Source organism: Bacteroides sp. 1001136B_160425_E2 (genome assembly GCF_015559655.1).
Classification (GTDB): domain Bacteria; phylum Bacteroidota; class Bacteroidia; order Bacteroidales; family Bacteroidaceae; genus Bacteroides; species Bacteroides luhongzhouii.
Genome location: NZ_JADMQH010000010.1, coordinates 83,435 through 96,033, shown reverse-complemented (window position 1 = coordinate 96,033; position 12,599 = coordinate 83,435). Strand labels below are relative to the sequence as shown.

Here is a 12,599-nt window from a genome sequence, read left to right as displayed (position 1 = left end):
ATTTAAAACCTTTCGAACCTTATTTGCGGATTCCGAACACTTTTAACGCATTCACGGAAGTGACCTGTGCCACGTACTCCGGGTCCATCTGATAAATATCAGCCACCTTCATTAGTGTATCTCGCACATTAGCGCTCTCATTTCTCTTTCCCCGGTTCGGCACGGGAGCTAGATAGGGGGAATCGGTTTCGAGCACAATACGTTCCAAAGGAACTGTCATCAGTGTTTCCGGTAAAGTCGATTTTTTAAAAGTAACGACTCCGTTAATACCCAACATAAATCCTTCGAATTCCAACAATTTCATTGCTTCTTCCGATGTTCCGGTGAAACTATGAAAAATGCCGGTCAATGCCGTCTTTTTATAGGGTTCCATTACCTTATATATATATTCAAATGCTTCTCTTGAATGAATAACGATTGGAAGACCATACTCCAGCGCCCACCCTATTTGCTTTTCAAAAACCAAAATTTGCTCTTTCAGAAAAGTCTTATCCCAATAAAGATCAAGGCCTATTTCTCCGATAGCCACGAATTCATTGGAAGTCGACAAGTACTTGTGCACAATTGCTAATTCCTGTTCATAGGATTCATTGACGGAAGTCGGATGCAACCCGATCATCGGGTGGCAAAAACCCGGATAATCCCTACACACTGACAACATGGCATCAATCGTGGTACTATCTATATTGGGCATGAAAATATGGGAGACTCCCGCTTTTCGTGCACGTTCCATCACCTGTGGCAGGTCTTCGGTAAATTCTTCAACAAAAAGGTGAGAATGAGTATCTATCAGCATGATATTTCTTTTTCTTCTTTTACTTTTTCACTGGAGCGATAATAATATATCAGCCCGTAGTCGCGACATTTTTCTAATCTGGTATCATTGGGAGTGACATCCTGATATTTAGCTTCTACCTGGTTCCAGATATCCAAAATCAATTCATCTGCACGATCACGCATGGATGCCAATTCATCAAGACTTCGAGTGGTTAATGCCTGATAGTTTTTCTGTCGTTCATAGCTCTCCAGGAAAATATCATAATGCACTTTTACGCGTGCAATAGTCGGATTATAAATAGGTATGCCACCTTGAGTTGTTCTTTGTTGTTCGCCTTCAATTATTTTCTTCCCCCACTCTACCAGTGCGGCTTCACTCAACAGGTCCGGTACAGTATTTGAAACAGGCAGGCCATACAGTTCTTTATGTGCCACTTTGATTTCATCCCGAAGTACCGCCAAATTGAGTACTTGAATAAAATGAGAGATATATAACCGGGCGGTCTTCACATTCATCTGATGCTTACGGCTGGCACGCGATTGATTGTCATAACACTGGGTATAGTAAATCTGCGCTGCCTCGAACCGATGCAAGAAATTACGCGCCTCAAATAATGTCTTTAATGTAATAGCCAAATCACGTACATTATACATTTCACCCTTTTCGACCGCTGCTTTCAGCGCCCGAACCCTTGCTTGATCTGTATTTGGCAGTCGTCTGTAAGGCATATCTTTAGTCGTTAACTACATTTCACGATACATTAATAATTTCACCAGATTCTTCAGTTCTTTTTTTCTGTCTTCTGCAACAGCCACCGCTGCCAAACTCTCCATAGCAAGCGTATAATATTCGCGCATTTTGTTTTCGCAGACATTGCGGATATTCAACTGATTATAGATTTCAGTTACCGCTTCTATTTTTTCAGAAGGCTGAGAAGTTTCCGTATTCAACCAACGATTCAATTCTATATGCTGCTTTTCATCCGCACGATTCAGTGCTTTGATAAGCATATATGTTTTTTTATTGCAGAGGATATCTCCACCTATCTTCTTACCAAATACTTTCGGATCACCGTATACATCCAACAAATCATCCTGCAACTGGAATGCAACTCCGATATGCATTCCAAAATTATAAAGATTCTCTGCATCTTCAGCAGTCGCTCCTGCCAAAATTGCACCGATTTTAAGACTAGCCGCAAGCAACACCGCAGTTTTCAAACGAATCATTTCAATGTATTCGTCTTCTGTAACATCACAGCGAGACTCAAATTCCATATCCAGTTGCTGCCCTTCACAGATCTCAAGTGTAGTCAAACTGAATAAATCCATCACTTCTTTCAGATGTTCCTGCGGACATCCCGTCATATAGCGAAATGCCAGAATCAACATAGCATCTCCTGAAAGAACAGCTGTATTATCGTTCCAAACTTTATGTACGGTAGGCTTCCCTCTGCGCACATCTGAACGATCCATCAAATCATCATGCAACAAGGTGTGATTGTGATAAACTTCGATTGCTGTGGCAGGATCGTATATAGACGCAATATCCTCCCGATACAAGTTATATCCCATCAACATTAATACAGGACGTATCCGCTTCCCACCCAAAGAAAGGATATATTCAATCGGTTCATAAAGTCCTTTCGGCGTCCGGGTAAACTGAATTTCAGAAATATGATTATTTATCTTATCAAGTAATTGAGAAGCTGTAAACATGATGAATAAAAAATTAATGAATAAAAAGAGGCTGCCGAAAGCAGCCTCCTAATTTATATTATTACAAATTACTGCAATCTAAACATCACAGGAACCGTAAATTTAACACGTACCGGTTTTCCGCGCTGCATACCTGGTTTCCACTTCGGCATGGTGTTAATCACACGGAGGGCTTCTTTATCCAGATACGGGTCAACACTACGTACAACCTTCGCATCCACGATACTACCGTCTTTGTTAACAACGAACTGTACAATAACACGTCCTTGAGTTCCGTTTTCCTGTGCGATAGTCGGATATTTAATATTCTTTGCCAGATATTGCATCAAAGCTGCTTGTCCGCCCGGGAAGTCCGGCATGTTTTCTACAACCTCGAAAATAGTCTGTTCTTCCGGTTCTTCTTCAACAACTTGTACAGGCACATATTTTACTTCTACACGAGCTTGATTATCTTCATTGATAATAGTTGTTGTTTCCTCAATATCAGCTTTATCATCCACAATCTCCAGCAATTCTGCTACTTTTGGAGCTTCAGGTGGTGGTGGAGCTGCTTGTTCAGGGGTTTCGGTAATAGGAATGATTTCCTCTTCAAACACGACATCAGCTACTGCCTGGCTTGTATCAATCTTCACGTCACGCTGGGTCCATTCGAACGCCACGAACATGAAAGCTAGAACTACCACGTAACCAACGAGCAACCATGTAGACTTCTTGCCTTCCAGGTCTGCTTTGGGTGATTTTTTAACTTCCATAAATTTATTAATATAATGATTAAAAAAAGTGTCCTTTCATGTGTCTCCGGGCAAATATAGTACATTTTCATGTATTCATTCCTCTCTTTACCTCTTTTTATCCGGCTTTTTAACTTTTTTAATTCTTTCATACTTGTCTTGCTCCTTTTAACGGCAAACTTATGGTTGATTTTCAAATTTACCGTATCTTTGGCGGACAAATCAGATGAACTGAATATGAAAAAGATAACAATTGCAATCGATGGTTTTTCCTCTTGCGGAAAAAGCACAATGGCTAAAGATCTGGCCCGTGAAGTGGGCTACATTTACATTGACAGCGGAGCCATGTATCGTGCGGTCACTTTATATAGTATAGAAAATGGAATTTTCGACGGAGACGTTATCGATACGGAGAGGCTAAAAAAAGAAATTAAGAACATTCATATATCGTTCCGGCTAAATAAAGAAACCGGACGTCCCGACACTTATCTCAACGGCGTGAATGTAGAGAACAAAATCCGTTCGATGGAGGTTTCTTCCAAAGTGAGCCCTATCAGTACGCTCGACTTCGTACGTGAAGCAATGGTAGCTCAACAACAGGCAATGGGAAATGAGAAGGGGATTGTCATGGATGGCCGGGACATAGGTACCACTGTTTTCCCGGATGCGGAACTGAAAATATTCGTAACCGCCACTCCCGAAATCCGTGCTCAACGCCGTTACGACGAGCTGAAAGCAAAGGGGCAGGAAGCCAGCTTCGACGAGATTCTGGAAAATGTGAAACAACGGGATTATATAGATCAGCACCGGGAAGTTAGTCCGCTGCGCAAAGCAGAAGATGCGTTACTCCTGGATAATACCAACCTATCGATTGAAGAGCAAAAAGAATGGCTTTTCGAACAATTTAATAAGGTAAGTAAATAGTTTGTTTTATGATCAAGGTAGAGATAGACGAAGATTCCGGCTTCTGCTTTGGTGTGGTGACAGCCATTCATAAGGCAGAAGAAGAGTTGGCAAAGGGAGAAACACTCTATTGCCTTGGAGACATCGTGCACAATAGCCGTGAAGTGGACAGGCTGAAAACGATGGGATTAATCACGATCAACCGGGAAGAATTCAAGCAATTGAAGAATGCTAAAGTATTGCTCCGGGCGCATGGAGAGCCACCGGAAACTTATATGATTGCCCGTGAAAATAATATCGAGATTATCGACGCGACCTGTCCGGTTGTATTACGTTTGCAGAAACGCATCAGACAAGACTATCTGGCAGACAGTGACGAAGAAAAACAAATTGTCATCTACGGCAAGAGCGGACACGCTGAAGTACTGGGGCTGGTGGGGCAGACAGACGGAAAAGCAATTGTGATCGAAAAGGCAGAAGAAGCCAAAAAGCTGGATTTAAACAAAAGTATCCGCCTTTTCTCGCAGACGACCAAGTCACTGGATGAGTTTCAGGAAATTGTAGAATACTTCAAACAACATATTTCACCGGAGGCGACTTTCGAATATTATGACACTATCTGCCGCCAGGTTGCCAACCGAATGCCTAAGCTCCGGGAGTTTGCGGCTACACACGATTTGATTTTCTTCGTCAGCGGCAAAAAGAGTTCGAACGGGAAGATGCTGTTTGAAGAATGTTTGAAGGTGAATGCCAATTCACATTTGATAGATAACGAGAAAGAAATCGATCCTTCTCTTCTTCAAAATGTAAAATCGATTGGCGTATGTGGGGCGACTTCTACTCCGAAATGGTTGATGGAGAAGATTTACAATCATATTCGGACGCTTATCAAAGAATAACTGCTTTATTCATAAAAGAATAATAGCAAAGCAATATAAGAAAAAAACGGCAAAGTAACACGAATGAATAAAAAGAAAGCAAAAAGAGGCTATTTGAACATTTTTAATGTTTTCTTCATACGAAAAAAAACTTCATAACCACTGCTTTCAACTTTTTATTGTACATTTGCCGCGTCAAACTAATTAATGAGAGATTGTTATATGGGAACAGTTAAGTGTATCGGAATTTTGACCTCCGGAGGTGATGCTCCGGGAATGAACGCTGCTATACGTGCAGTGACACGTGCAGCTATCTATAATGGATTGCAAGTCAAAGGTATATACAGAGGCTATAAAGGTCTGGTCACAGGTGAAATCAAAGAATTTAAGAGTCAGAATGTTAGTAATATCATCCAGTTGGGTGGTACTATCCTGAAAACAGCCCGCTGTAAAGAGTTCATGACCCCTGAAGGTCGTCAAGTGGCTTATGACAATATGAAAAAAGAAGGCATTGATGCCTTGGTTGTCATTGGTGGAGACGGTTCACTGACAGGCGCACGCATCTTTGCACAGGAATTTGATGTTCCGTGTATCGGACTGCCGGGAACTATTGATAATGACCTTTACGGTACAGATACTACCATCGGATATGATACTGCATTAAATACAATATTGGATGCTGTGGATAAGATACGTGACACGGCCACTTCGCATGAACGTTTGTTCTTCGTAGAAGTGATGGGACGTGACGCCGGTTTCCTTGCACTGAACGGAGCGATTGCTTCGGGAGCGGAAGCTGCTATTATTCCGGAATTCAGTACGGAAGTCGACCAACTGGAAGAGTTTATCAAGAACGGATTCCGTAAATCAAAAAACAGTAGTATTGTATTGGTAGCCGAAAGCGAACTGACCGGAGGAGCCATGCATTATGCCGAACGTGTGAAAAACGAATACCCGCAATACGATGTACGCGTGACGATCTTAGGTCACCTGCAACGTGGTGGTAGCCCGACTGCCCACGACCGTATCTTGGCAAGCCGCCTCGGTGCTGCTGCTATTGATGCTATTATGGAAGATCAACGTAATGTAATGATTGGAATCGAACATGATGAAATCGTTTACGTACCGTTCAGCAAGGCTATTAAAAATGACAAACCGATCAAGAGAGATCTTGTCACTGTATTGAAAGAGCTTTCAATCTAATCTTATTATTTTTAGGAGATCAGCTTATATCGATATGTAATCAAGATAAAGAGCGGTGGATGAACAAGAGATTTACCAGTCATTCACCGCTCTTCTTTCATTTATTCAATACTATACTGATTTGAGCCGAAATATAATCTCACAATATTTCACTAGAGAATTAAAAAATGAAAATTTGCTGTCATCTGTCACCTGTTTGTATTTAAACATTTGACTATAAGCACACTATAATGTGACAGCAACCTGTGATAGCACGGTGACAGCATCTTTGTTATCACCGAACAAAGTTCTAAATTAGTTTCTACAGCTTGAAACTTTAGTTTCAGCAAGGAGAAACTAGAGTTTCATAGGTGAGAAACAATAGTTTCCAAGCTGGAGAAACTTTAGTTTCAAACGTGTGGCACTAGAGTTTCTAGTAATTGAAACCAGAGTTTCAACCGTTGAAACTGGAGTTTCTAAGGCGGGAAAGCAAATGCTTCCTTACGACTAAGAAATATGAACGATGTAAGTTGTGATTCTTAAGAAAAATCACTGATTACATGACTGAAAGTAAACGTATGCGCCTGTCCGATATGGTAATTCATCTTCAGCGTTCCATTCCAGTTTTTATTTTTAGATTCACTGTTCTGGTTAGACTGTTCTCCACGACTGCTTATTAGTAAAAATAAGACAACAAAAATGAAATATAGATATGTATAATACCTATATATCAGTAAATACTGGATAATTTAAATAAAAAAAAGAAACCCTACTTCAGCCAACTTGCCAATGCACGCTCCGTTATCTCCCACAATTGCTCTTTCTTCACATGATTAACGTATGTATCGGATAATTTTTTCCGGTGGTTATTGACGTATAATTGTCCTGTCACTCCTGTTTCCTTTTCGTCCAACAGTAAACCGATTGCCGTAGAAGCCCCCTTCTTCGGTTTACGGATAAAAGGACGGAAAAAGATATCCGTCAACGGATCGAACCACTTGTGCATAGTGATGATATCAGTAGAAACAATTCCCGGATCGGCAGCATTGACGGTAATCCCCTTCTCTCGAAGTTGCTCGGAAAGTTCGAAAGTAAACAACAATAAAGCCAACTTCGTGTTACTGTAGACAGGAATGCGCCAAAACGTTCCCGTTTTCCCCCTGTGAAGAAAATCAGGGAAATCGAGCCTGCCGATTGCGTATGTACAGGAAACCATATTTACGATACGCGCTCCACGCACCATCAGCGGAATCAGTTTCCGGGTAAGCAGATAAGGCCCCATATAGTTCACGCTTACCGTTCGTTCGAATCCGTCGGAAGTGGTATGAAAGCCTGTCTCCATCGTTCCGGCATTATTCATCAGCAAAGCGATGGGAAGATTCCTTTCTAAAATTTGATTGGCAAAAGCAACTACGGATTGCATAGAAGATAAATCGATAGCTATTACTTCCAAATTCGGGTTTCCGGTTTCCTTGCTCAAACGTTCACGAACAATCTCCGCTTTCTTCGGGTGATAACAAGCCATAATGATTCGATAACCGGCTTTGGCTACGGCACGTGTTATTTCTGTCCCCATTCCTCCGTCCGCACCGGTAATGATTGCCCATCTCATTTCACTCATTTTTTCTCTAGTTTATCAATCTCCTTTTGTAAAGAGGAAGGTAATTGTTCTTTCAAATGTTGATGACAAGCCATTTCTATCGTATACATACGACCTATACAATAATTACTGTGTCCACAGTTGCAACGTGCTTGTTCCTCTTGTTTCATACGGTTCACAAAACCCGGTTCGTTCAGCAACGCTCTCGCCATCTGCACGGCATCAAAACCGGAATCGAGCACTTCATCTATTTTCTGACGGGAAACAAGACCACCGACATAAATCAACGGCGCATCCGGAAGAGCCGCACGGAACTTCAGTGCATCTTCAAGGAAATAGGCCTCTTTGAAGGGCACAGAAGGTATCATCCATTTGCCAAACATACGGACTCCATATTTCAGCCACCAGCAATTCATATAGTAAGACATCGAACGAATCGGCATGGCACCTCTCATCACATACATCGGTGCTTTGCTGACAAAACCGCCACTCAACACCAACCCATGAGCACCAAGTTCCAGCAGACGTTTAGCCACTTGTATGGATTCGTCTACCTCCATTCCTCCTTTGAAGCCGTCACGCATATTCATTTTTACGAAAACTGCCATATCACTGCCTGCCGCTTTCATCACTTCTTCCATCACCATATCCATAAAACGCATCCGGTTTTCGAGCGAACCGCCATATTCATCTTTCCGGTGATTGGTGTAGGGAGACAAGAATTGACTTATCAAATAACCGTGTCCCGCATGTACTTCAACGGCGTCAAACCCGGCTTTCCGCGCCAGATTGACTGCATTTCCATACGCTTGCGCCATTTCCGGCAACTCCTTTTTTTCCATTCCACGCACAAACGTAGGAGAATAGAGATTGAAACCCGAAGATGCGGATATAGGAGTGACACCACAAATATTTCTATGGGACATATTTCCACAATGCCCGATTTGTATACCTACTGCGGCACCTTCATCGTGCACAGCTTTTGTCAGTTCATGTAAACGGGGAATAATGGACGGGCGCAACCACAACTGACGGTCGAAAGAAAGTCCGCTTTGTGTCACGGCAGCATAAGCCACTGTTGTCATACCCACTCCCCCCGCAGCTACCGACCGATGGTAATCCAGCAACATCTGCGTGGGAGTATTCTCCGGACACATGCTCTCAAAAGCTGCCGAACGGATCGTTCGATTCCGCAGCGTCAAAGGGCCAAAGGTGACCGGGCTAAAAAGTTTAGATTCCATAGTAGTTGATATTTTATTTAAGTCATATGTAAATCGTGATGAAGAGCGTCCCTAATAAAGGAAAGGAAACACTCGTTTCCGTTCTCCCACTGCGTCTCCGAATTCTTCGCGATAACGGCACCAAATAGCGTTGGCACGGGGAACAAGGTTAGCAATCGTCCACCAAAGGAAGACCAGGCCGGAAAGTGAACAAGTGAGTATCGCCCAACCTGCCCATTCTACTATCTCACCGAAATAGTTGGCGGAAGTGACATAACGGTACATCCCTTTTTGAGGCAGATAATGCCGGGTATCTCCCGGTTTGCGCAAATGGCGGATGATATAATCCGAATGCCAGTTCAACAACATACCTGTGAAAAAGAGCAGTGTGCCTATAATAAACCACGGCGAAGTGAACCAACCGGATTGATACATCGTTTCGGGAGCAAGATAAAAGATCCATTTTCCTTGCATATAGCCATTCAGCAGATTAAAAAGAACTCCCATCGACATGATTGCCAGCGGCATCTTACTTTTCCCAGTCAGCAACAGTGGGAAAATGAAAGCACGCTGAAAATAGTGGATTTGAAAGAAGAGGAAGAAAGTAAAGATCACCGGCTCGAACCTACGTTCGGAATATATCCACATCACGCACATCACCACGAAAACCGGAGCTTCCATCAATATCCAGGCTAGTTTATTGGAGATAGCTACACCCCACGATGCCGTGCGGAAAATACCATATCCGGCTTTCACAAAGTAAAGGGAGATAAAAACAAGCAAAGCAATCAGGCTCATCACACCCAGAAACAGATTAAAAGCATCTATACTCATATCGATCTATTTTGTAACACGCAAAAATAACAAAAATGAGATAAACGACGATACAAAAAATAGAAAGAATCTGAAGTACATTCTTTTACGAACATAAAAAAGGAGAAAATGTAAAATTTCCCGGATGCATACCTGAAATGATCAGACACACATCCGGGATTACTTATCTATTCAATAAAAGGATTTGTTCTTATCAGCGTTTCTTAATTGGAATATAAGCCAAATCATCAAGCACATTCTTATAAGCCGGGCGGATAATCCGTTTACCGTCGAAGGTCAATTCTTCATTGCGGTGTGCACACCAGCCTACGATACGCGCCATGGCAAACAGAGGGGTGAAGATTTCCTGCGGCAAACCGATCATTTCATAAACGAAGCCCGAATAGAAGTCGATATTGCTGGATACTGTCTTTCCATTGTTTTTAACACGTCCGAAAGTAGCGATGGCACGTTCTTCCAACAGTTCGAGAAAAGCAAATTCGCTTTCTCTGCCTTTTTCACGGGCAAGGTCGCGAGCCAGTTCTTTCAATAGAAGAGCACGAGGGTCGGAAATGGTATAAACGGCATGTCCTATACCATAGATCAGTCCGGTCTTGTTATACACTTCTTTGTTCAACATTCGGGTGAAGTAAGTGTCTATTTCATCGACACTTGTCCAGTCCTTGATATTCTCTTTCAGATGGTGGAACATGTCGGCAACCTGAATATTGGCACCTCCATGAAGCGGGCCTTTCAGCGAACCGATACCTGCGGCGATGGCCGAATAAGTATCTGTTCCGGTAGAAGAAGTAACGCGAACGGTGAAAGTGGAGTTATTACCACCACCATGCTCTGCCTGAAGAATCAGCAACAAATCGAGGGTGCGTGCATCCAGTTCGGTATAGTCTTTTTTCAGCATATACAGGAAATTCTCGGCAATAGAGAGCTTTTCCTGCGGATGGCGGATATGCAGAGAACGTCCGAAAGTAGCATGACGAAGCATATTATAAGCATAAGCGATGATAGTGGGGAATTTCGAAATCAGTTCAATACTCTGACGCATCAGGTTATCCCGGGAAGTATCATCCGCATTTGCGTCAAAACGATACATTTCGAGTACACTGCGTGAAAGAATATTCATGATGTTGTTTCCTTCCAACTCGATGATGTTCATTTTCGTTTTCTGTTCCAACGGCATATTGTCGTTAATCAACTCACGGAAAGAAAGCAGTTCTTCTTTATCCGGCAGACGTCCGGAAAGCAGCAGGTAAGCCACTTCTTCAAAACCAAAGCGTTTCTCTTTGATAATGGCATGAGAAATATCTTCCACATCATAACCGCGATAGAACAATTTTCCCGGTATGGGCTTCAGTCCACCGCCCGGAACACGTTCATAGCCTACTACATTACCGATTCTGGTTAAACCTACCAATACACCTGTGCCGTCTTCATTACGCAATCCACGCTTCACATCAAACTTGGAGAACAATTCTGTATCAATCCGGGTAGCTTCCTTCATTTCCTCGGAAAGCTTGTAAATCAAGTACTCTTTTTTCATCTTTCTTCGTTTTTTATTCGTTACTTTTGTTTTTCAATTCTTTCCACGATCTCACGAGTGAAAGCGGAAGTAGAGAGGGAGGTTCCATTCGGCATAAAACGGGCTAAATCGTGTGTAGCGCGAGCGTCCAGGAAGCTTTGTTCCAAGGCTTTCTCTATCAGAGCAGCCGCTTCTTTCCAGTCAAAATATTCGAGCATCATTACTGCCGAAAGGATAATAGAACAAGGGTTCACCACATCTTTTCCCGCAATATTGGGGGCTGTTCCATGAGTCGCTTCAAAGATGGCATGGCCTGTCTGGTAGTTGATATTTGCTCCCGGAGCGATACCGATACCGCCTACCATAGCCGCCAATTGGTCGGAAACGTAGTCTCCGTTGAGGTTTAAGGTAGCTATCACGGAATATTCTTCGGGAATCAGGAGTGTATTTTGCAAGAAAGCATCCGCAATGCAATCTTTTATCACCAGTCTGCCATCTGCCAAAGCATCGCCAAATTCACGTTGTGCCAACTCGTAGCCCCATTTTTTGAAACCACCTTCGGTAAACTTCATAATATTCCCTTTATGCACCAGCGTTACGGAAGGCAAATGATGGTCGAGCGCATACTGGCAGGCAGCACGCACAAGACGCTCCGTACCCTCACGTGATACAGGTTTCACACCGAAAGAAGAGGTCTCCGGGAAACGGACTTTTGTCACCCCCATTTCGTCTTTCAGGAATTGATAGAACTTTTCAGCTTCCGGAGTTCCGGCTTCCCATTCGATACCCGCATAAATATCTTCCGTATTTTCACGGAACACGCACATATTCACTTTCTCCGGTGATTTGACAGGCGACTGTACTCCCTGATACCAACGAACCGGACGAAGACAGACGTATAAATCAAGTGTCTGACGCAATGCTACGTTCAACGAACGGATTCCACCTCCGACAGGAGTAGTCAACGGACCCTTGATTCCTACCAGGTATTCCTGAAAGGTTTCCATCGTTTCATCCGGCAACCAGGAACCAGTCGCATTGAAGGCACGTTCTCCCGCCAACATTTCTTTCCATTCGATACGACGTTTGCCACCATAGGCTTTCCGGATAGCTGCGTCCACTACGGCTTGCATGGCAGGAGTTACTTCGGCTCCTACTCCATCGCCGGTAATATAAGGTACTGTAGGCACATCGGGCACCAACAACGTACCATCTGCTTGCATAGTTATTTTGTTCATT

At 43.0% G+C, this 12,599-nt stretch carries 12 protein-coding genes; 3 read left to right on the top strand and 9 right to left on the bottom strand.

The genetic code is table 11. The annotated features are described in order from the left end of the window. Positions 1-19 precede the first annotated feature (19 nt). The 4 genes from I2I04_RS11655 to I2I04_RS11640 all read right to left on the bottom strand — a co-directional run bounded on the left by I2I04_RS11655 (position 20) and on the right by I2I04_RS11640 (position 3,248). Positions 20-796 carry a TatD family hydrolase gene (locus tag I2I04_RS11655; RefSeq protein ID WP_195471053.1) on the bottom strand — a complete coding sequence of 259 codons (777 nt, stop codon included), beginning with the start codon at positions 794-796 and terminating at the stop codon, positions 20-22. Beyond that, complete coding sequence (locus I2I04_RS11650; RefSeq protein ID WP_143257878.1) at positions 790-1,506, bottom strand: hypothetical protein; 717 nt, start codon at positions 1,504-1,506, stop codon at positions 790-792. The genes I2I04_RS11655 and I2I04_RS11650 overlap by 7 nt, the downstream gene beginning before the upstream one ends. A gap of 15 nt (positions 1,507-1,521) precedes the next feature. Next, complete coding sequence (locus tag I2I04_RS11645) at positions 1,522-2,496, bottom strand: polyprenyl synthetase family protein (protein WP_143257877.1); 975 nt, start codon at positions 2,494-2,496, stop codon at positions 1,522-1,524. Positions 2,497-2,564: 68 nt separating this feature from the next. Next, on the bottom strand, positions 2,565-3,248 hold the full coding sequence (locus tag I2I04_RS11640) for an energy transducer TonB (protein ID WP_004321840.1): 684 nt from the start codon (positions 3,246-3,248) through the stop codon (positions 2,565-2,567). Between the two features lie 69 nt (positions 3,249-3,317). Between I2I04_RS11640 and cmk the strand changes: the two genes are divergently transcribed. From cmk to pfkA, 3 genes are all read left to right on the top strand, one after another. Further along, complete coding sequence (gene cmk / locus I2I04_RS11635; protein WP_185911535.1) at positions 3,318-4,151, top strand: (d)CMP kinase; 834 nt, start codon at positions 3,318-3,320, stop codon at positions 4,149-4,151. An 8-nt stretch (positions 4,152-4,159) separates the two neighbouring features. Beyond that, positions 4,160-5,029 carry a 4-hydroxy-3-methylbut-2-enyl diphosphate reductase gene (locus I2I04_RS11630; RefSeq protein WP_143257875.1) on the top strand — a complete coding sequence of 290 codons (870 nt, stop codon included), beginning with the start codon at positions 4,160-4,162 and terminating at the stop codon, positions 5,027-5,029. Positions 5,030-5,230: 201 nt separating this feature from the next. Then, positions 5,231-6,211 (top strand): 6-phosphofructokinase, encoded by a 981-nt coding sequence (gene pfkA, locus I2I04_RS11625; protein ID WP_143257874.1) that lies wholly within the window; start codon positions 5,231-5,233, stop codon positions 6,209-6,211. A gap of 748 nt (positions 6,212-6,959) precedes the next feature. On the opposite strand, the gene I2I04_RS11620 is transcribed toward pfkA, so the two are convergent. The 5 genes from I2I04_RS11620 to icd all read right to left on the bottom strand — a co-directional run bounded on the left by I2I04_RS11620 (position 6,960) and on the right by icd (position 12,598). Then, a complete protein-coding gene (locus tag I2I04_RS11620) occupies positions 6,960-7,811 on the bottom strand; it encodes an SDR family oxidoreductase (protein ID WP_143257873.1) in 852 nt (283 codons plus the stop codon). Further along, positions 7,808-9,031, bottom strand: coding sequence for an NADH:flavin oxidoreductase (locus I2I04_RS11615; RefSeq protein WP_195655077.1), 1,224 nt, complete (start codon positions 9,029-9,031; stop codon positions 7,808-7,810). The genes I2I04_RS11620 and I2I04_RS11615 overlap by 4 nt, the downstream gene beginning before the upstream one ends. Before the next feature lie 51 nt (positions 9,032-9,082). Then, positions 9,083-9,844 (bottom strand): DUF1295 domain-containing protein, encoded by a 762-nt coding sequence (locus tag I2I04_RS11610; RefSeq protein ID WP_008650284.1) that lies wholly within the window; start codon positions 9,842-9,844, stop codon positions 9,083-9,085. Positions 9,845-10,037: 193 nt separating this feature from the next. Then, positions 10,038-11,381, bottom strand: coding sequence for a citrate/2-methylcitrate synthase (locus tag I2I04_RS11605; RefSeq protein WP_008650283.1), 1,344 nt, complete (start codon positions 11,379-11,381; stop codon positions 10,038-10,040). Positions 11,382-11,401: 20 nt separating this feature from the next. Continuing rightward, a complete protein-coding gene (icd, locus tag I2I04_RS11600) occupies positions 11,402-12,598 on the bottom strand; it encodes an NADP-dependent isocitrate dehydrogenase (protein WP_195655076.1) in 1,197 nt (398 codons plus the stop codon). Position 12,599 lies beyond the last annotated feature (1 nt).